Origin of the sequence: Nocardia sp. NPDC051911, from assembly GCF_040681035.1 — a bacterium.
GTDB lineage: Bacteria > Actinomycetota > Actinomycetes > Mycobacteriales > Mycobacteriaceae > Nocardia > Nocardia sichangensis.
This window is the reverse complement of sequence record NZ_JBFAXY010000001.1, coordinates 49,150-67,090: the sequence shown is the minus strand read 5'-3', so window position 1 is coordinate 67,090 and position 17,941 is coordinate 49,150. Positions and strand designations below refer to the sequence as shown.

The 17,941-nt window shown below is 70.2% G+C and carries 21 protein-coding genes; 17 read left to right on the top strand and 4 right to left on the bottom strand.

Annotated elements, in window-relative coordinates:
• Positions 1-62 precede the first annotated feature (62 nt).
• The 3 genes from AB0L97_RS00410 (at position 63) to AB0L97_RS00400 (ending at position 4,181) form a co-directional block, all read left to right on the top strand.
• Positions 63-1,505, top strand: a complete 1,443-nt coding sequence (locus AB0L97_RS00410; protein ID WP_355071933.1) for a glutamyl-tRNA reductase — start codon at positions 63-65, stop codon at positions 1,503-1,505.
• The gene (gene hemC / locus AB0L97_RS00405) at positions 1,502-2,557 is read left to right on the top strand and encodes a hydroxymethylbilane synthase (RefSeq protein ID WP_355071935.1); all 1,056 of its coding nucleotides are present in this window, start codon (positions 1,502-1,504) and stop codon (positions 2,555-2,557) included. Before AB0L97_RS00410 ends, hemC begins: the two co-directional genes overlap by 4 nt.
• 61 nt (positions 2,558-2,618) lie before the next feature.
• A complete protein-coding gene (locus AB0L97_RS00400; RefSeq protein WP_355071937.1) occupies positions 2,619-4,181 on the top strand; it encodes a bifunctional uroporphyrinogen-III C-methyltransferase/uroporphyrinogen-III synthase in 1,563 nt (520 codons plus the stop codon).
• A 169-nt stretch (positions 4,182-4,350) separates the two neighbouring features.
• On the opposite strand, the gene AB0L97_RS00395 is transcribed toward AB0L97_RS00400, so the two are convergent.
• The 3 genes from AB0L97_RS00395 to AB0L97_RS00385 form a co-directional block, all read right to left on the bottom strand.
• The gene (locus AB0L97_RS00395) at positions 4,351-4,623 is read right to left on the bottom strand and encodes a hypothetical protein (protein ID WP_355071939.1); all 273 of its coding nucleotides are present in this window, start codon (positions 4,621-4,623) and stop codon (positions 4,351-4,353) included.
• Positions 4,624-4,739: 116 nt separating this feature from the next.
• The gene (locus tag AB0L97_RS00390) at positions 4,740-5,549 is read right to left on the bottom strand and encodes a tetratricopeptide repeat protein (RefSeq protein WP_364424311.1); all 810 of its coding nucleotides are present in this window, start codon (positions 5,547-5,549) and stop codon (positions 4,740-4,742) included.
• Positions 5,550-5,585: 36 nt separating this feature from the next.
• The gene (locus tag AB0L97_RS00385; RefSeq protein WP_356962583.1) at positions 5,586-6,371 is read right to left on the bottom strand and encodes a hypothetical protein; all 786 of its coding nucleotides are present in this window, start codon (positions 6,369-6,371) and stop codon (positions 5,586-5,588) included.
• Positions 6,372-6,576: 205 nt separating this feature from the next.
• On the opposite strand from AB0L97_RS00385, the gene hemB reads away from it, so the two are divergent.
• From hemB to AB0L97_RS00355, 6 genes are all read left to right on the top strand, one after another.
• A complete protein-coding gene (hemB, locus tag AB0L97_RS00380; protein ID WP_364424309.1) occupies positions 6,577-7,554 on the top strand; it encodes a porphobilinogen synthase in 978 nt (325 codons plus the stop codon).
• A gap of 5 nt (positions 7,555-7,559) precedes the next feature.
• Complete coding sequence (locus tag AB0L97_RS00375; RefSeq protein ID WP_355071947.1) at positions 7,560-8,075, top strand: hypothetical protein; 516 nt, start codon at positions 7,560-7,562, stop codon at positions 8,073-8,075.
• 321 nt (positions 8,076-8,396) lie between these two features.
• On the top strand, positions 8,397-8,879 hold the full coding sequence (locus AB0L97_RS00370) for a hypothetical protein (RefSeq protein ID WP_355071949.1): 483 nt from the start codon (positions 8,397-8,399) through the stop codon (positions 8,877-8,879).
• A complete protein-coding gene (locus tag AB0L97_RS00365; protein WP_355071951.1) occupies positions 8,876-9,136 on the top strand; it encodes a hypothetical protein in 261 nt (86 codons plus the stop codon). Before AB0L97_RS00370 ends, AB0L97_RS00365 begins: the two co-directional genes overlap by 4 nt.
• Before the next feature lie 57 nt (positions 9,137-9,193).
• A complete protein-coding gene (locus AB0L97_RS00360) occupies positions 9,194-9,424 on the top strand; it encodes a hypothetical protein (RefSeq protein ID WP_355071952.1) in 231 nt (76 codons plus the stop codon).
• Between the two features lie 169 nt (positions 9,425-9,593).
• Positions 9,594-9,815, top strand: coding sequence for a hypothetical protein (locus AB0L97_RS00355; protein ID WP_364424305.1), 222 nt, complete (start codon positions 9,594-9,596; stop codon positions 9,813-9,815).
• A 21-nt stretch (positions 9,816-9,836) separates the two neighbouring features.
• On the opposite strand, the gene AB0L97_RS00350 is transcribed toward AB0L97_RS00355, so the two are convergent.
• Positions 9,837-10,223, bottom strand: coding sequence for a hypothetical protein (locus AB0L97_RS00350; RefSeq protein WP_355071956.1), 387 nt, complete (start codon positions 10,221-10,223; stop codon positions 9,837-9,839).
• Between the two features lie 174 nt (positions 10,224-10,397).
• Between AB0L97_RS00350 and hemL the strand changes: the two genes are divergently transcribed.
• The 8 genes from hemL to AB0L97_RS00310 all read left to right on the top strand — a co-directional run bounded on the left by hemL (position 10,398) and on the right by AB0L97_RS00310 (position 17,804).
• A complete protein-coding gene (gene hemL, locus AB0L97_RS00345; RefSeq protein ID WP_364424303.1) occupies positions 10,398-11,735 on the top strand; it encodes a glutamate-1-semialdehyde 2,1-aminomutase in 1,338 nt (445 codons plus the stop codon).
• 356 nt (positions 11,736-12,091) lie between these two features.
• Positions 12,092-12,742, top strand: coding sequence for a histidine phosphatase family protein (locus AB0L97_RS00340; RefSeq protein WP_355072138.1), 651 nt, complete (start codon positions 12,092-12,094; stop codon positions 12,740-12,742).
• A complete protein-coding gene (locus AB0L97_RS00335) occupies positions 12,739-13,380 on the top strand; it encodes a TlpA disulfide reductase family protein (protein WP_356962575.1) in 642 nt (213 codons plus the stop codon). The genes AB0L97_RS00340 and AB0L97_RS00335 overlap by 4 nt, the downstream gene beginning before the upstream one ends.
• Positions 13,377-13,631 (top strand): hypothetical protein, encoded by a 255-nt coding sequence (locus tag AB0L97_RS00330; RefSeq protein ID WP_364424300.1) that lies wholly within the window; start codon positions 13,377-13,379, stop codon positions 13,629-13,631. Before AB0L97_RS00335 ends, AB0L97_RS00330 begins: the two co-directional genes overlap by 4 nt.
• 40 nt (positions 13,632-13,671) lie before the next feature.
• Complete coding sequence (locus AB0L97_RS00325) at positions 13,672-14,499, top strand: cytochrome c biogenesis CcdA family protein (protein WP_364424298.1); 828 nt, start codon at positions 13,672-13,674, stop codon at positions 14,497-14,499.
• Positions 14,496-16,142 carry a cytochrome c biogenesis protein ResB gene (locus AB0L97_RS00320; protein ID WP_364424296.1) on the top strand — a complete coding sequence of 549 codons (1,647 nt, stop codon included), beginning with the start codon at positions 14,496-14,498 and terminating at the stop codon, positions 16,140-16,142. The genes AB0L97_RS00325 and AB0L97_RS00320 overlap by 4 nt, the downstream gene beginning before the upstream one ends.
• 2 nt (positions 16,143-16,144) lie before the next feature.
• On the top strand, positions 16,145-17,110 hold the full coding sequence (gene ccsB, locus AB0L97_RS00315) for a c-type cytochrome biogenesis protein CcsB (protein WP_364424294.1): 966 nt from the start codon (positions 16,145-16,147) through the stop codon (positions 17,108-17,110).
• Positions 17,111-17,150: 40 nt separating this feature from the next.
• Positions 17,151-17,804 (top strand): Uma2 family endonuclease, encoded by a 654-nt coding sequence (locus AB0L97_RS00310; RefSeq protein ID WP_364424292.1) that lies wholly within the window; start codon positions 17,151-17,153, stop codon positions 17,802-17,804.
• The last annotated feature ends 137 nt before the right edge of the window (positions 17,805-17,941 follow it).

The following is a 17,941-nucleotide window of genomic DNA, read 5'->3' as shown; positions in this document are numbered from 1 at the left end:
AGCGAGCGAATCATGCAGTACAGCACGGCGGAGGATTCCGTTCGTGCCGGGACGGTGACGGCATGAGCGTTCTCCTCGTCGGCATCTCGCACCGCAGCGCGCCGGTTCCCGTGCTGGAGAAGGTGGCCGTCACCGACACCGACCGGCCGAAGCTGATCGACCGCCTGATCTCCTCGAGTCATGTGTCCGAGGCGATGATCGTCTCCACTTGCAACCGGGTCGAGGTCTACGCGGTGGTCGACGCCTTCCACGGCGGTCTCGCCGAGATCGGCGATCTGCTGACCAAGCACTCCGGCCTGCCGATGCCGGATCTGACCAAGCACGCCTACGTCCGCTACTCCGAGGCCGCCGCCGAGCATCTGTTCGCGGTCGCCAGTGGCCTGGACTCGATGGTGGTCGGCGAGCAGCAGGTGCTCAGCCAGATTCGCGGGGCCTACGCCTCCGCCGACGCGCAGCGCGCGGTCGGGCGGACCCTGCACGAGCTGGCGCAGCACGCGCTGCGGGTCGGCAAGCGGGTGCACGCCGAAACCGGCATCGACCGCGCGGGCGCGTCGGTGGTGTCGGTCGCGCTCGATCGTGCGCAGCAGGTGCTCGGCCCCCTGGCCGGCCGGACCGCCGCGGTGGTCGGAGCCGGGGCCATGGGCGGTCTCGCGGTCGCGCATCTCTCCCGAGCCGGGATCGGCCGGATCATCGTGGTGAACCGCACCATCGCGCGGGCGCGCAGGCTCGCCGAGACCGCGCGGACGCACGGCGTCGAGGCCGAGGCCATGGAGCTGTCCCGGCTCACCGAGGCGATGTCCGCGACCGACGTGGTGGTCACCTGTACCGGCGCGGTCGGCGCGGTCGTGACGCTCGCCGACACCCACCGCGCGCTCACCGACCGCGAGCGCGGCGAGGAATTCGCCACGGTGGACCGGCCGTTGGTGTTCTGCGATCTCGGCTTGCCGCGCGATGTGGAGCACGCCGTGGCCGGACTGCCCGGCGTCACACTCATCGACATCGAGACCTTGCAGCGCGATCCGGCCGCGGGCGCCGCCGCCGACGACACGGCGGCCGCCCGATCGATCGTCGCCGACGAGCTCGCGAAGTATCTCGCCGGACAGCGGATGGCCGAGGTCACCCCGACGGTGGCGGCGCTGCGCCAGCGTGCGGCGGAGGTGGTCGAGGCCGAACTGCTGCGTCTGGATTCGCGGCTGCCCGGCCTCGCCGACCCGGAACGCGACGAGGTCGCGCGCACGGTGCGCCGGGTGGTCGACAAGCTGCTGCACGCGCCGACGGTGCGGGTCAAGCAGCTCGCCTCCACGCCGGGCGGCGACAGCTACGCCGAGGCGCTGCGCGAATTATTCGAACTGAAGCCGGGCGCGGCCCAGGCGGTCGCCGCGCCGATGGAGATCACCGCGCTCGCGGACGACCGCGCCGAGATCACATTGGCCGACGGGGAGATCGCGCTGGCCGACGACTTCACCGCGGGCCATCGCGGCGAGGAACAGGGGCAGACGGCATGACCATGGTTCACCGAGAAGGCAACGCCACCGCGGAAGGCACTCGTGCCCCGTGGCGGATCGGCACCCGCGGGAGCCTGCTCGCGCTGACCCAGGCGGGCACGGTGCGCGACGCGCTGATCGCGGCCGGGCAACCCGCCGAGCTGGTCGTCATCAAGACCGCCGGTGACCTGTCGTCGGACCCGGTGCAGAAGATCGGCGTCGGCGTGTTCACCTCCGCGCTACGCGACGAGCTGGCGGCGGGCGCGATCGACATCGCCGTGCACTCCTACAAGGATTTGCCGACCGCGCAGGACCCGCGCTTCACCATCGCCGCCATCCCGCCCAGGGAGGACCCGCGTGACGCGCTGGTCGCGCGCGACGGACTGGTCCTCGGCGAGCTGCCCGCGGGCGCCAAGGTCGGCACCTCCGCGCCGCGTCGCGCCGCCCAGTTGCGGGCGCTCGGGCTGGGTCTGGACATCGTCCCGCTGCGCGGCAACCTGGACACCCGGCTGCGCAAGGTCCGCGAGGGCGAGCTGGACGCCGTGGTGGTGGCCAGAGCCGGACTGGCCCGCATCGATCGGCTGGACGCGGTCACCGAGTCGCTGGAGCCGGTGCAGATGCTCTCCGCTCCCGCGCAGGGCGCGCTCGCGGTCGAATGCCGCAGCGACCACACCGCGCTGGTGGAGATCCTTTCCGGCCTCGACGACGCGGCCACCCGCGCCTCGGTCGTCGCCGAGCGGTCGCTGCTGGCCGAACTCGAGGCGGGCTGCACCGCACCGATCGGTGCGCTCGCCGAGGTGGTCGAATCGCTCGACGACGAAGGGCGGATCGTGGACGAGCTGTCGCTGCGCGCGTGCGCGGCGGCCGTCGACGGATCCGACGTGCTGCGCGCATCGGTGGTCGGCGCCCCGGACGACGCCGCCGAGCTCGGCCGCGCACTTGCCCGCGAGTTGCTCGACATGGGTGCGCGCGAGTTGCTCGCCACCGAACCGGACGACGGTTCCCCCACCCGGGCGGTGAGTTCGCCCGCCACAGACTTGCCCAACCCCAGCCCAATGGAGAACAGCCGATGAGCGGAAGCATAGGCACCGTGCCTTCGGGTATGCCGGAGCCGAGCGCAAGCGAGGTGCAGGCATGAGCCGAGCCACGAAGAAGCACCCCGGTCGCATCCTTTTCGTCGGATCGGGTCCGGGTGACCCGGCGCTGCTCACGGTGCGGGCCCGTGAGGTCATCGGGCGGGCGACGCTGGCGTTCACCGACCCGGATGTCGACAAGGGTGTGCTCGCCCTGATCGGCACCTCGGTCGAGCCGGGGCCCGACGGCGAACGTCCCGTCGACGTGCGGCCCGCGCTCGGCGAGCCGGCCGAGGTGGCCAAGACGCTCATCGCCGAAGCGCGTGCCGGGCACGACGTGGTGCGCGTGGTCGCGGGCGACCCGCTGACCACCGATTCGGTGATCGCCGAGGTCAACGCCGTCACCCGCTCGCACATGGTCTTCGAGGTGCTGCCCGGCCTGCCCAACGGCTCCGCGGTGCCCAGCTACGCCGGCATCGCGCTCGGTTCCGGGCACACCGAGGCGGACGTGCGCGGCGAGGTCGACTGGGCCGCGCTCGCGGCCGCGCCCGGCCCGCTTGTCCTGCACTCGACCTCGGGTCATCTCGCGGAGACCGCGAGCGCCCTGGTCGAGCACGGCATGGCGCCGCAGACCCCGGTCGCGGTGACGGTACGGGGCACCACCCGTCAGCAGCGCACCATCGAGGCCACTCTGGCCACGCTGAACAGCGCCGCCTCCGAACTGGTCGGCCCGCTGGTGGTGACCATCGGCAAGGTGGTCGCGCAGCGCTCGAAGATGTCCTGGTGGGAGTCGCGCGCGCTGTACGGCTGGACCGTGCTGGTGCCGCGCACCAAGGACCAGGCCGCGGAGATGAGCGAACGGCTCGTCACGCACGGCGCCATCCCGATGGAGGTGCCGACCATCGCGGTCGAGCCGCCGCGCAGCCCCGCCCAGATGGAGCGCGCGGTCAAGGGTTTGGTCGACGGTCGCTACCAGTGGGTGGTGTTCACCTCCACCAACGCGGTCCGCGCGGTGTGGGAGAAGTTCGCCGAATTCGGTCTGGACGCGCGGGCGTTCTCCGGTGTGAAGATCGCCTGCGTGGGGGAGGCCACCGCCGACAAGGTGCGGTCGTTCGGCATCAACCCCGAGCTGGTGCCCAGCGGCGAGCAGTCCTCCGAGGGCCTGCTGGCCGACTTCCCGCCTTACGACGACGTGTTCGACCCGGTGAACCGGGTGCTGCTGCCGCGCGCCGACATCGCCACCGAGACGCTGGCCGAGGGCTTGCGCGATCGCGGCTGGGAGATCGACGACGTCACGGCCTACCGCACGGTGCGCGCTTCGCCGCCGCCCGCGGAGACCCGCGAGATGATCAAGACCGGCGGTTTCGACGCGGTCCTGTTCACCTCGTCCTCCACGGTGCGCAACCTGGTCGGTATCGCGGGCAAGCCGCACGCCCGCACCATCGTGGCCTGCATCGGCCCCAAGACCGCCGAAACCGCCATCGAATTCGGCTTGCGCGTTGACGTGCAGCCCGATGTGGCCCAGGTCGGTCCCCTGGTCGAAGCGCTGGCCGAGCACGCGGCCCGGCTGCGCGCCGAAGGACTCCTGCCGCCGCCGCGCAAGAAGAGCCGCCGCAGTAGGTAGTTTTGCTGTGTCGGTCTTTCCAGCGCCTGCGGCGCTGGGTGTTCGCGGCCCGGTCTCGCTTCGCTCGAAAGACGTGGTTGCGGTGCGCTGGGCGCGTCAGGGGTGATTCGCGGTCGCGAAGGCTCGCTTATGCGGCTTCGCGACCGCGACCCGAACCAGCGATCGGATCTCAGTACCGTCTGCGCATCAAGGTGCGGACCATGGAGCAGGTGGCGTCGGAGGGTGGGCGGATGCCGATCACCTCGGCGGTGTGCCTGATTCGCTTGTTCGTGGCGTAACTCGGTGCGTAGACGCCGGAGTCGAGCAGTGCGATCGCCAGGCGCATCGCCTTGAGCCGCCGGTTGTGCAGGACGTACCACGCCTTGGGGCGGCCCGGAGGCAGCGGGCGCTTCTGCAAAGGGGTGTAGGGGCGATCGATGAGAACGGTTTGTGGTGTGCGCATTGGCATCCCTCCCGTGGCGATCGGGGGCGGGCGAGCCCCCTCGAACGTACCTTCGATTGTACCCGGGGGGACCGACAAACTTGGCTGGCCAGAAGGGTTTTCGAGCGTCCAGTGGCTCACAGATCGTGCAACAGTCGCATCGACTGCGGATGGCCGAGCGCGGCCGCGCGTTCCAGCCACTGCCTGGCTTCCCGCTGCGCCGGCGTGCGGCCGGTCGCGATGGCGGCGGCGGTCCGCAGCACCTCGGGGTCGGCGAAATCGCCTGCGAGGTAGGGGGTGTTGGCGGCGCGCAGCAATAGCGCGAGGTGGAACATCGAGTCCGGGTCGCCCGCTTCGGCGCCCTTGCGCAACCACCGCTCACCCTCGATCGGCTCGCCGCGGTCCAGATGCAAGGCGCCGAGCACCGCCATCGCATCGGTCCTTCCCCGCCGCGCGGCCTCGGTGAGCAGGTCGATCGCGCGGTCGAATTCGCCGCGGCGCGCCAAGCGCAAGCCGAGACTGCGCATGGCCGTGGGGTTTCCGGCGCGGACAGCTCGTTCGTACCACTGCTCGGCCTCTTCGTCGCGTCCACGCCGGTTGGCGATGACGCCCATATTGCAGAGGGCTTCCGGCAACCCGCGCTCGGCGGCCGGCCGCAACCAGCGCTCCGCCTCATCGATATTCCCGCGCTCGGTGTGCAGCAGGCCCAGCTGCATCCCCGCCGCTTCGTTGCCGCGGCCGGCGGCGGTCTCCAGCCAGTGGATCCCCTCGCCGATCCGCCCGTCGGCTCCCAGCAGCGCGCCGAGCATGCCCATCGCCGGCGCGCTGCCACCCGCGGCGGCCCGGCGCAGCCAGCGTTCGGCGCCCGCCGCGTCGCCCGCGTGCCACAGCGCTTCGGCGCGCCGTTGCATGGCGACCAACTCGACCTCGCTCGGCGGCTCGGTCATCTCAACAGCCCGTCTCGCGGAACACCACGCCGTCCATCATCGCGCCTGTTCCATCGGGACGCGGTACCCGTTGGCGTGCGCGTACGCGGTCAGCTGCGCGTCGTAGTTGCGGAGGCTGTCCAGCAGCCAGGTGTGTCCGGTGTCCTTGACGACCACGATCGGCCCCCGGCTGCCCGGCGGAAGCGTGGGTACCGAGCCGTCGAGGTACCAGGATGTGGTCGACCACGGGAAGATGAAGGCCCAGCCGATGTCGGCGACCCGCTGCGGCGGCCCGAGCTGTAAGGGGTCGGCCGGGGTGGCGTGCCGTGCGCTGTGCTGGGCGAGCAGATGCCGTGCGCTGTTGCGGGCCACGCGCACGTCCAGCGGCCCCGAAGTGGTGTCCGGAAACCGGAGGCTGGTCTCCGCCCCTGCGCACAGTCGTCGGCCCGCCGCCTCCGTCACCTGGCACGGCCTGCTCTGCAGGCGGAGGAAGACGCAGCGGGCGGTGTCGGAGAAGCGCAACTGGACGATGGCGTCCTCGGTGCCGCCGGCCAGGTGCGTCCCCCGGCTGCGTATCCACTCGGGCTCGTCGGGCCGGATGCCGAGCATCCGGAAGGCGACGTGCGCGCCCGGCATCACCTCGGGCGCGGCCGATTGTCGTGCGACGAACTCCACGGCGAAGTTCTGGCCGGTGGCGTCGGTGGCACGCCAGACCCGCAGCATGAACGCGGGCGGAGGCAGACCGTCGGTGAGCACGGGCCACCAGTCGGCCAGCAACACCGCCGCCCACGACTCGAAGTCGGCGGCTCTGGCCAGCGAGATGTCGATGTGCGGATCGGTCATGCTTGTCCCCCAGCGGGTCTCGCCTAGTCGGAGTATGCGCCTTCGTCAGGGGGGTAATGTGTGATTTCGCACACTGTTATCACTCGGATGGCATGAGTGATCGCCGGGTAACGCGCGGCAGCTGTCCCAGAGGGTCGGGCCCGCGTCGCGGAGCGGGCCACGGGCGCTCGCGACAGCGGATCGCGCCGGGCGTATCGTGCGATTCATGACCGGAATGGACCGCCCACGGCGGTTGCGCCGTACTCCCGCTCTGCGCCGTCTCGTGGCCGAAACCACGCTCGAACCACGGCAATTGGTGCTGCCGATGTTCGTGGCCGACGGCTTGGCGGAGCCGCGTCCGATCGGCTCCATGCCGGGCGTGGTGCAGCATTCGCTCGACTCGCTGCGCAAGGCGGCGGTCGAGGCGGTCGCGGCGGGTGTCGGCGGCATCATGCTGTTCGGCGTGCCGCGTCCGGAGGACAAGGACGCGGTAGGCAGCGCGGCCAGCGATCCGCGCGGCATCCTCAACCGCGGCCTGCGCGCCCTCGCCGACGAGGTGGGCGACTCGACCGTGGTCATGGCCGACACCTGCCTGGACGAGTTCACCGATCACGGGCACTGCGGTGTGCTCGCGGCCGATGGCGCGGTCGACAACGACGCGACGCTGGACCGCTACGTCGAGATGGCGCTCGCCCAGGCCGAGGCGGGCGCCGACCTGCTCGGCACCAGCGGCATGATGGACGGCCAGGTAGGCGCGATCCGGCGCGGTCTGGACGCGGCCGGGCGCATCGATACCGGCATCCTGGCCTACTCCGCCAAATACGCTTCGGCGTTCTACGGACCGTTCCGGGAAGCGGTCGCTTCCTCGCTGGAAGGCGACCGGCGCACCTATCAGCAGAACCCGGCAAATCGGCGCGAGGCGATCCGCGAGCTCGAACTGGACCTGGCCGAGGGCGCGGACATCGTCATGGTCAAGCCGGCCATGTCGTATCTGGACATTCTCCGCGAGGTCGCCGATCACTCGACGGTCCCGGTCGCCGCCTACCAGATCTCCGGCGAGTACGCGATGATCACCGCCGCCGCCGAGCGCGGCTGGATCGACCGCCGCGGCGCCGTCCTCGAGTCGCTGCTGAGCATTCGCCGGGCCGGCGCGGACTTCGTGCTCACCTACTGGGCGACCGAGGCCGCGAACTGGCTGTCGTGACGAATATGGCGGGACCGTTCGCCGCGGGCTCGGCCCGGCCCCCGATGCCGGAGGATGTCGGTACCGCGCGGCAGCTGTGGTGGGGTGTCGTCGGATTCGGCGTGGTGCAGTTGATCGCCTCGATCGTCGCTGCCCTGGATCAGCGGCGCACGTTCGCCGAGCAGGTCTTCGAGCAGGCCAGGACGCAAGATCCGCAGGTCACGATGGCAAGCGCCGAGCTCATGGTGTCGCTGGTCTACGTAGTCGTGGTGCTGATCGGGCTCGGTCTGTCCGCGCTCGCTCTGGTGATCGTGCACCAGTTCGGGCGTGGCAAACCGTGGGCGCGCACCGTGCTGACGGTCCTCGGCGCCTGGTCCGTGGTGATCGGCGTCGGCGCGTTGCTGGCCATCGACGCGGTGACCGGGACGGCCTCGCTCGTCGCGGGCGGTGCTTCCATCGTGCAGGGCGTGCTCGCGGTCGGCGCCATCTATCTGTCCCACCGACCCGAAGCCACCGCTTACTTCCAGCCGGGCAGGCGTTGAGGCTCTGAATGGAACAGGTTTCCAATTTGTCCGAGACAGTCCGGCATGTATGGTGAGGGTTGTCACAGTGGACGTGGAAACCGGTAGTCGTCTGCCGTTCGTTGGCGCTTATTACGCGCGCGAACTCGGCAAATGGCTCCGGAGGATCGGAGGCATCGATGCGAGTGGTGATCCAGCAGCCGCACAGCATTCGGCGGGATCTGGCCGTCTTGAGTCTGCTGATTCTGTTCGCCGTGCTGACCGTCGCCGTGCTGTTGCTGCCCGGCTTGAGTCGCTGATTCCGCTCTCCGCCTTGGTCCACGCTGCCGCGGGGGCTCCGGCGTGACCGCCGAAGCCGTCTTGTTCACCGAGCCGGGCGCCCGCTGGCGCGCCGTAGCCTACGGGCCGATCCTGTGCCTGGCCGTTCTCGTCCTGGAACTCGTCACCGGTGGTGACGTGCACTGGTTCGCCCTGCTGTTCTGTGCCGCGCTGATCGCCGGTTTCGTCGCACTGCAAGTGGTCGCGGGCAAACGGCACGTCGGCGTCGAACTCACCGCGGAGACGCTGCGTTCGGGCACCGAGTCGCTCCCGCTGAGCTCGATCGCGGAGGTCATGCCGGAACGGGACGAGAACTCCTGGGACGACGAAGAGTGGGAGTCGGCCAGGGCGCTCGGTGAGCTGAGCGGCGTGCCGCGCCGCCGTACCGGCATCGGGCTGCGGCTGGCCGACGGCAGCCTGGTGCAGGCCTGGGCCAGAGACCACAAGGCGCTGCGCGCGGCGTTGACCGAGGCCGTTCAACGCAGTTCGGACGGAGTGGACCGATGAGGCGCTGGCTGGTCGCGGTGCTGGTGGAAGTGGATCTGTTCGTGCTCGCGCTGATCGGGGCGGCGTTGAGCGCACGCGCGGGCATGCGCACCACCGATTTCCCGCCGTCCGGCGACGCCCCGGGTTTCACCGCGATCCGCTATGCCGCGCCTTGGTGGCTATTGGCCACGCTGCTCGTCGCGGTGGCCGGTGTGCTCGCCATCGACGCCGCGGCCCGGCTCGCGCGTGGACTGCGTGGCGCCGGAGCCGTGCGCTGATCGACGCGAATTCGTCTGCGGTCGTTTCATGCCGCGCGTAGCGGGAACGCCGATCACATGAAACCAACTGTCCAGCGAACACTTTTCGGTGCGGTGGCGGCCGGTGTGATCGGCGCGGCCGCAGCCGTACCAGCCACCGCGTCCGCCGAAACCGTTCCGCAAGAGCCTGTTCCGGTGACACCCGCCTTCGCGGCCACGCCGCCGGCACCGCTGCTGCACGCGCTGCCGACGCCGTTGGCGTGCCTGGTGACGACCGGCTTCGCCGCGTTCTGTCTGGGCATCACGTAGCCACGGATTGCCTGCTAACCGCTGCGGACCGCGCGCAGGCGGGTTACCGTGCTACCGCCCCCGGTTCGGCGCCCGACGCCCGCCGACCGTGCGCTTTGGTTGGAATGGCCCTGGGGCCGTTAGTATTTCGGCCGTATCTGGTACGTGCGTCGATGAAGGAAAGTGTTCGATGAACCGGTTCGCCGTGAAGATTTGTGCCGCGTTTGCCGTGGCCGCCGCCCTCGGACTCGGGGCCGCGCCCGCAGGCGCGACCCTGGGACTGCCACTGGAGGACGCGAACCCGGTCGATGCGCCGATCCTGGTGCCGGATTCCGGATCCGCCGGCCCTTACAACGGGTTCATGTGCTTCCTGCACACGATGTCGGCGCAGGTCCCCTGCATGTACGCCTGACGGCGGCGGCCCGGCGCCCGTTCAGTTCCAGTGCTGGTAGATGTCCAGCACACGGCCGTCGCGGGTGCCGGGGGCGTTCAGGTAGACGGTCACCGTGCCGTCCGGATGGCCCGCCGCCTCCAGCACCACCTGGCGCAGTGTGGCGTGCACCGCACCGCGGTCGTCGCGGTAGATCGCGGAGTCGTTCTTCAGTCCGGCGCCGATCCGGCTGGGCGGGACGAACATGGTGACCACGGCGGGAATCGGCCCGCCGGCCAGCGCTGCGGTCGCCGTGTGGTCCAAGGGGATGGCCAGCCGCACGTCGTCGATTTGATCGAGCGGCTGCGCGGCGGCGGATCCGGCGCCGAGTGCCATTGCGGCCCCCGCGACGACGGCGAGCACACCCACGCTGACGATGGCAATCCGCATGCAGACCCTCCCGAACGATGGACGAATGTGAGCTGAGACTACGCACCGGCAACCGTTCAGCGATCGAAATTCGCGCGAACCCCACCTCGGCGTGTTGCCGGGCGGCTGCGGCCTGCATCACTGCACTACACCCTGTCGTCAAGCCGATTTTCCGGTGCTGAGAGACTGGAACTCGTGAGTTCTTCTCCGCGCGTGACCAGTGCAGCTGTGCCGGTTTCCGCTCAGCTCTTCGACCGGGCGAGTTCGGTGATTCCGGGTGGCGTCAACTCTCCGGTGCGGGCATTTCGATCCGTCGGCGGCACACCGCGATTCATCGCCTCGGCCGACGGCTGGAGGCTCGTCGACGCGGACGGCAACGAGTACGTCGACCTGGTCTGCTCCTGGGGGCCGATGATCCTCGGCCACGCGCATCCGGCGGTAGTCGAGGCGGTGCGCGGCGCGGCGAGCGGGGGTCTGTCCTTCGGCGCGCCGACCGAAGCCGAGATCGAACTCGCCGAGGAGATCGTGCGGCGGGTCACGCCGGTGGAGCGGGTACGGCTGGTGAACTCGGGCACCGAGGCGACGATGAGCGCGGTCCGGCTGGCCCGCGGCTACACCGGACGCACCAAGATCATCAAGTTCGCCGGTTGTTATCACGGCCACGTCGACGCGCTGCTCGCCGACGCGGGCTCCGGCGTCGCCACGCTCGGGCTGCCCACCTCGCCCGGCGTGACGGGCGCGCAGGCCGCCGACACCATCGTGCTGCCCTACAACGACATCGACGCCGTCGCCGCCGCGTTCGCCGCGAACCCGGGTCAGATCGCCTGCGTGATCACCGAGGCGGCGGCGGGCAACATGGGCGCGGTGGCGCCGCTGCCCGGATTCAACGCGGGACTGCGCGCGCTCACCGCCGAGCACGGGGCGCTACTCGTCATGGACGAGGTGATGACCGGATTCCGGGTCAGCGCCGCGGGTTGGTTCGGCCGGGAAGGCGTCGCGGGCGACCTCTACACCTTCGGCAAGGTGATGAGCGGCGGTCTGCCCGCGGCCGCGTTCGGCGGTCGCGCCGAGATCATGAACCACCTCGCGCCGCTCGGGCCGGTCTACCAGGCCGGGACGCTGTCCGGTAACCCGGTCGCGGTGGCCGCGGGCCTCGCCACACTGCGCGCGGCCGACGAGGCGGTGTACGCCGCGCTGGACTGCAACGCGCGGCGGCTCGGCGAGCTGTTCACCTCGGCGCTGACCGCCGCGGGGGTCGGGCACCAGGTCCAGTTCGCAGGCAATATGGTGAGCGTGTTCTTCGCCGAACGCCCGGTCACCGACTACGCCGCCGCCAAGGCGAGCGAGACCTGGCGCTATCCAGCGTTCTTCCACGCCCTGCTCGACGGTGGCGTGTACGCGCCGCCGAGCGCGTTCGAAGCGTGGTTCGTCTCCGCGGCGCTCGACGAGGACGCGTTCGACCGTATCGCTGCCGCCCTGCCCGCCGCCGCGCACGCGGCGGCGGCCGCCACCCCCGAAGGATCCCGCGCGTGACCTCCGACCTCGATCAGCCCGATGCCGACCGGCGCGAGCCGGCCAAGCCGTCCGCCGCGCCGGAGGTGACCGCGACGCACGGCGCGACCGCCGTCGCGGTCGATCCGGCCGCGGACGCGACCGTGATCGACGCTGGTGAGCAGTTCGCCGCCGCGAGCGCGGGGACGCAGACCGCCGAGCCAGGATCCGAGGAATCCAGCCTGGTCGACGCGGGCGCCCAGTTCGCGGCTGCCGCGTCGTCGGACGCGCAGGTCGTCGCGGCGCGTAAAGGGGACAAGCCGGCTCCGGCCGAGACCGAGACCAATGGAACCGAGGCGGCGGAGCACGCCGACGCGCGGACCAGCGCCACCGACCGGGTGCACGACGGCGGCGCCGCCGCGATCGAGACGATCGTGCACGTCCTGCGCCACGGCGAGGTGCACAACCCGAACGGCATCCTCTACGGCCGCCTGCCCGGCTTCAGCCTTTCGGTGGCGGGCCGTGCGCAGGCCGCCGCTGTCGCGCGGACCCTGGCCGATCACGACATCGCCGTGGTCATCGCGTCGCCGCTGCAGCGTGCTCAGGAGACCGCCGAGCCGATCGCCGCGCAGCACGACGTCATCGTGCGCACCGACGAGAACCTCATCGAGGCGGGCAACACCTTCGAAGGCCTGCGCGTCTCGGTCGGCGACGGCGCGCTGCGCAAGCCGCGGCACTGGTGGAAGCTGCGCGACCCCTTCACCCCGTCCTGGGGCGAGCCGTACCTCCAGATCGCGCACCGCATGCTGGCGGCCGTGAACAAAGCCCGGGTCGAAGCGGCCGGGCGGGAGGCCGTGCTCGTCTCCCACCAGCTACCCGTTTGGACGCTTCGGCGTTTCCTCCAAGGCCAGCGCCTATGGCACGACCCCCGGCAACGGCAGTGCTCGCTCGCCTCGCTGACCTCGCTCGTCTATCACGGCGACACGCTGGTCGACATCGTCTACTCCGAGCCCGCGGGCGGCTCGGACCCCTCGGTGCACGGCGCATGACGCACCGCACCGCGTTCCCCATCCCGCCTTCGGCGCGCGCCGGGCGGGTGCTGCCGGCTCTGCTCGCGTGCGTGGCGCTGATCGCCGCGCTCGCGGGTTGTTCGACCGGTTCGGACGCGGTGGCCTCGGGCGGCACCTTCGAATTCGTCTCGCCCGGCGGCAAGACCGACATCCGCTACGACCCGCCCGCCGCGCGCGGCACCATCGGCAAACTCGCCGGTCCGGACCTGATGACCGCGGGCAAGACCACCTCGGTGGAGGACTACGCGGGCAAGGTCGTGGTACTCAACCTGTGGGGCCAGTGGTGCGGTCCGTGCCGCGCCGAGGCGCCCGCCCTGGAAAAGGTCTACGAAGCGACCAAGGACAAAGGCGTCGCCTTCCTCGGCATCAACGTCCGCGACCCGCAACAGGACAAGGCCCAAGATTTCGTGGTCGACAACAAGGTCGGCTACCCGTCCGTCTACGACCCGTCGATGCGCACGCTCCTGGCGCTCGGCGGGAATTTCCCTACCAGTGTCATCCCCACCACGCTCGTCCTCGACCGGCAACACCGGGTCGCCGCGGTATTCCTGCGGTCCCTGCTGGCCGAAGATCTGCAGTCAGTGGTCGAAAGTATCGCCGCGGAGGAATCACAGTGAATCGCGACCGTCGTACCCGCCACCTGCGTGCCTGTCGGCCACGGCAGGGCGCCCGACGAATCGGCGGCGGATGGGCCGTCGACGACCGGTGGGCGGGCATCGCCACCGTGCCGCGCAGCGTCGCGGCCGAGTCGTTGCTGGACTTCCCGGCGTTCGACGCGGCCGAGGAACCCGCGGCCACCGAGCGCACGGTAGCGCCACGCCGCGGCGCCGGACGATCGTCCGAGGACACGCGGGAGGACTCGGTGTGACCCTCGCGCGCACCGCGCCGCGTACCGGGGAGGACCTGTGATGGTGCTCGCCGCAGTCGGTGATTCGTTCCAGCAGACGGCGGCCTCCGGGCCGCTGCTGCTGGCGCTCGGCGCGTGCCTGCTCGCGGGTCTGGTGTCGTTCGCCTCGCCGTGTGTGGTGCCCCTGGTGCCGGGGTACCTGTCCTATCTGGCCGGACTCGTCGGCGCGGAGGCGCCGCCTGCCACGGTGGCGGAGGCCACCGGCGGACGCGTCGCGACTGCCGCGCGGCCGTTTCGGTCGGGACGGATGCGGGTCGCGGGTGCGGCCGGTTTGTTCGTCGCCGGTTTCACCGTGGTCTTCGTGCTCGCCACCGCGACCGTGTTCGGCGTCATCCAGACCCTCAACGTGAATCGGGAACTGCTGCAACGCATCGGCGGTGTGGTGACGATCCTGATGGGCCTGGTCTTCATCGGCCTGGTGCCCGCGTTGCAGCGCGACACCCGGATGGAACCGCGCAGGCTCACCAGCCTCATGGGCGCTCCGCTGCTGGGCGGGGTGTTCGCGCTGGGATGGACGCCGTGCCTCGGCCCCACGTTGTCGGGCGTCATGGCCGTGGCCGCGGGCACCGACGGGACCACGGCGGTGCGCGGGGTCGCGCTGATCATCGCTTACTGTCTCGGCCTCGGTCTGCCGTTCGTGGTGCTGGCGTTCGGGTCGGCGAGCGCGCTGCGTGGGGTCGGGTGGCTGCGCCGCAATTCCCGCACCATTCAGATCATCGGGGGCATGTTGCTCGTCGCGGTCGGCGCCGCGCTGGTCACCGGGGCGTGGGACCAGTTCGTCGCCTGGGTGCGGGACGCGTTCGTCTCCGAGGTGACCCTGCCGATATGACCGTGACCGACCACCCCACGATCGAAAGCCCCGAGCGTCCGCCGCGTCAATCGCTGATCGGGCGGGCCTGGGCGTTCCTGCGCAACACTTGGCGCGGGCTCACCAGCATGCGCACCGCCCTGGTGCTGCTGTTCCTGCTCGCCCTCGCCGCGATTCCCGGCGCGCTGCTGCCGCAGCGGAACCTGAACGAGCAGAAGGTCGAGCAGTACATCGCGAGCCGGCCCACGCTCGGCCCGTGGATGGACCGCTTCGAGCTGTTCGACGTGTTCTCCAGTTTCTGGTTCACGGCCGTCTACGTGCTGCTGTTCATCTCACTGGTGGGTTGCATCCTGCCACGCACGCTCGACCACTACCGCGCTCTGCGCACACCGCCGGTGCGCGCGCCGCGCAACCTGACGAGGCTTCCACACCACTACGCGGCCCGGGTCGAGCGGTCGCCGCAGGAGCTGATCGACCACGCCCGCGCCCAGCTGCGCGGCTGGCGCACCGAGGTCCGCCCCGGCCCCCGCGAGGGTGAACTGGCGCTGTCCGCGGAGAAGGGCTACACCCGCGAACTCGGCAATCTGGTGTTCCACCTCGCGCTGGTCGGGCTGCTGGTCGCCATCGCGATGGGCAAGCTGTTCGGCTACGAGGGCAGCGTCATCGTGCTGGCGAACAACGGCCCCGGCTTCTGCACCACCTCGCCCGCGGTGTTCGACTCGTTCAAGGCGGGCAACGTCAACGATGGCACCGGCATGACCCCGGTCTGTGTGCGGGTGAAGGATTTCCAGGCCGACTACCTGACCAACGGGCAAGCGGAGATGTTCACCGCGAACCTCTCCTACCAGGCGGGCGACGATCTGCGGACGAACACCTGGCGCGACACCAGGGTGCAGGTCAACCATCCGCTCCGCGTCGCGGGTGACCGGCTCTACCTGCAAGGACACGGCTACGCGCCGACCTTCACGGTGACCTTCCCCAACGGCCAGACCCGCACCGAGTCCATTCAGTGGCGGCCCGACGACGCCTCGACGTTCCTGTCCAGCGGCGTGCTGCGGATCGACCCGCCCGGTGGGATGTACGCCACCGACGAGGAGCGCCGCAAGAACCAGATCGCGATCGAGGGCTTGTTCGCGCCCACGGCGATGTTCCACGGATCGTTGCTGTCCTCCGCGTACCCCGCGATGAACGATCCCGCTGTCGCGGTCGACATCTATCGCGGCGACACCGGCTTGGACACCGGTAAGCCGCAATCGTTGTTCGCCCTCGATCCCGAGCAGGTCAAGCAGGGCAGGCTCGCCAAGGAGGCCAGGGTCAATCTCCGCCCCGGCGAGTCGACAACGCTGCCGAACGGCACCAAGGTCACCTTCGACGGCGCGCAGGAGTTCGTGAATCTCCAGGTCTCGCACGACCCGGCCCAGCAGTGGGTGCTGGTGAGCGCGCTGCTGATGATGGCGGGCCTGCTGGTCTCGCTGCTGATCAAGCGCAGGCGGATCTGGGTGCGGGTCTACCCGGCCGAGGACACAGCCGGTACCGTGGACCAACGACGCACTGTAGTAGAGATGGGCGGGCTCGCCAGGACCGACCAGGCGGGCTGGGGCGGCGAGTTCGACCGGCTACGCGCGCGCCTGCTCGATGAGCACGCCGAGACCACGGGAGAGTGACGATGCCGATCGACGAGACCATCGCCAGGTACAGCGATTTCGCCTTCAAGACGGCGATCGTGGTGTACGCGCTGGTGCTGGTGCTGCTGATCTGGCAGTACGCGACGGCGCGCAGCCGCCAGGTCTCCGAGCGCGAGCTGGTGACGGTGGGCGGCGGATCGACACCGCAGGGACCCGGCCGCGTCAGCGAGCCCGAGGGGCGGCCGCTGTCGGAGCGGCTGGGCAACATGGCGTTCTCGGTGCTCATGGTGGCTATCGCGCTGCACGTGGGCTCGATCGTGCTGCGCGGCTTCGCGACGCACCGCTTCCCGCTGGGCAACATGTACGAGTTCGTCACCATGGCGACGGCGGCCGCCGTGCTGGTCGGGATCGCGCTCCTGCGCGAGCAGCGCTACCGCGCCATGTGGGTTTTCCTGCTGGTGCCGGTGCTGATCCTGCTGTTCCTCGCAGGCACGGTGCTCTACGCCGACGCCGCACCCGTGGTGCCCGCGTTGAAGTCGTTCTGGCTGCCGGTGCACGTCACCATCGTCAGCGTGGGCAGCGGCGTCTTCCTGTTCGCGGGCGTGGCGAGCATGCTCTTCCTCTACCGCCTGCGTCAGCCGGACGGCCAGGAGTCGGCCAATGTGCTCGGCGCCATCGCCCGCCGCCTGCCCGACGCCCGCACCCTCGACCGGCTCGCCTACAAGGCCACCATCATCGGCTTCCCGCTGTTCGGCGCGGGCGTCATCCTCGGCGCCATCTGGGCCGAAGCCGCCTGGGGCCGCTTCTGGGGCTGGGACCCGAAGGAAACCTGCTCCTTCATCGCCTGGGTCCTCTACGCCGCCTACCTCCACGCCCGCGCCACCTCGGGCTGGCGCGACACCAAGGCCGCCTGGATCAACATCGCCGCCTTCGTCGCGATGCTGTTCAACCTGTTCATCATCAACATGGTGATCAGCGGGTTGCATTCGTATGCGGGGTTGAACTGAGGGGCGTTCTGACCCCTGCATAGGCCGCTACCATTGCGGCATGTCGGTGCCACACATCCAACGGCCGGACCTCCCTGAGTCGATGACCTGGGAGGAGTTGGAGCGACTCCCCGAGGAGATCGCGGAGCAGATCGAGTTGTGGGACGGTCGCGTGGTCTGGGTACGACGCGGGCCCGGCGAACACCAGGTCTTCACCCGTCGGCTGACCAACTCCCTCGAGCGCTGTGCGCGAAAGTCGATGGCGGACCGGCCGGAACACTGCTGGCGCGTCAACTTCGAAACCAACGTCTTCCTGGGACGCACCGGCAAGTCCAACTTCCTGACCCCGGACTTCCTCGTTCACCGCTGTCTCGAATCGCCCTATCAGGACGTACGGGGAGGCGATGTCCTCCTGGTCGGCGAAGTCTTGTCCCCGTCCAACACGCAGACGGACATCGAAGCCAAGAAAGGTCGGTACGCCAGCGCTGGCATCCCTTGGTACTGGGAGGTGACGTTGGCCCGTGAGGTCAGCGCGATCGCCACCGTTCGCGCTTACGGTCTCGACATCGGCCATGCGCAACTCCCGGACGGAGTCCATCCGCTCCGTGCCGCTAATTACATCCTCGCGGCCGAATGGACCCACCAGAACCGAGACGGTATCGAGTTCGACCGCCCGTTCGCGATCGCTATCCCATGGACCGAACTCGAATTCTGACGTCAGGTCGGCTCGCCCCATCACGGTGGCAGCCGCGATCATTGATCATCGATCGCCCTGGTGCAGGAGGAGGCCGGACCTGCACGTTCCACAGTGATGGCATCGCCTTCGCCGAACCCGACCTTGCGGAACGGGCG

What these genes read in the sequence shown, in the direction of transcription:
- AB0L97_RS00410 (WP_355071933.1), top strand. Translation starts at nt 63, where the DNA reads ATGAGCGTTCTCCTCGTCGGCATCTCGCACCGCAGCGCGCCGGTTCCC.
- hemC (WP_355071935.1), top strand. Translation starts at nt 1,502, where the DNA reads ATGACCATGGTTCACCGAGAAGGCAACGCCACCGCGGAAGGCACTCGT.
- AB0L97_RS00400 (WP_355071937.1), top strand. Translation starts at nt 2,619, where the DNA reads ATGAGCCGAGCCACGAAGAAGCACCCCGGTCGCATCCTTTTCGTCGGA.
- AB0L97_RS00395 (WP_355071939.1), bottom strand. Translation starts at nt 4,623, where the DNA reads ATGCGCACACCACAAACCGTTCTCATCGATCGCCCCTACACCCCTTTG.
- AB0L97_RS00390 (WP_364424311.1), bottom strand. Translation starts at nt 5,549, where the DNA reads ATGACCGAGCCGCCGAGCGAGGTCGAGTTGGTCGCCATGCAACGGCGC.
- AB0L97_RS00385 (WP_356962583.1), bottom strand. Translation starts at nt 6,371, where the DNA reads ATGACCGATCCGCACATCGACATCTCGCTGGCCAGAGCCGCCGACTTC.
- hemB (WP_364424309.1), top strand. Translation starts at nt 6,577, where the DNA reads ATGACCGGAATGGACCGCCCACGGCGGTTGCGCCGTACTCCCGCTCTG.
- AB0L97_RS00375 (WP_355071947.1), top strand. Translation starts at nt 7,560, where the DNA reads ATGGCGGGACCGTTCGCCGCGGGCTCGGCCCGGCCCCCGATGCCGGAG.
- AB0L97_RS00365 (WP_355071951.1), top strand. Translation starts at nt 8,876, where the DNA reads ATGAGGCGCTGGCTGGTCGCGGTGCTGGTGGAAGTGGATCTGTTCGTG.
- AB0L97_RS00360 (WP_355071952.1), top strand. Translation starts at nt 9,194, where the DNA reads ATGAAACCAACTGTCCAGCGAACACTTTTCGGTGCGGTGGCGGCCGGT.
- AB0L97_RS00355 (WP_364424305.1), top strand. Translation starts at nt 9,594, where the DNA reads ATGAACCGGTTCGCCGTGAAGATTTGTGCCGCGTTTGCCGTGGCCGCC.
- AB0L97_RS00350 (WP_355071956.1), bottom strand. Translation starts at nt 10,223, where the DNA reads ATGCGGATTGCCATCGTCAGCGTGGGTGTGCTCGCCGTCGTCGCGGGG.
- AB0L97_RS00335 (WP_356962575.1), top strand. Translation starts at nt 12,739, where the DNA reads ATGACGCACCGCACCGCGTTCCCCATCCCGCCTTCGGCGCGCGCCGGG.
- AB0L97_RS00325 (WP_364424298.1), top strand. Translation starts at nt 13,672, where the DNA reads ATGGTGCTCGCCGCAGTCGGTGATTCGTTCCAGCAGACGGCGGCCTCC.
- AB0L97_RS00320 (WP_364424296.1), top strand. Translation starts at nt 14,496, where the DNA reads ATGACCGTGACCGACCACCCCACGATCGAAAGCCCCGAGCGTCCGCCG.
- ccsB (WP_364424294.1), top strand. Translation starts at nt 16,145, where the DNA reads ATGCCGATCGACGAGACCATCGCCAGGTACAGCGATTTCGCCTTCAAG.
- AB0L97_RS00310 (WP_364424292.1), top strand. Translation starts at nt 17,151, where the DNA reads ATGTCGGTGCCACACATCCAACGGCCGGACCTCCCTGAGTCGATGACC.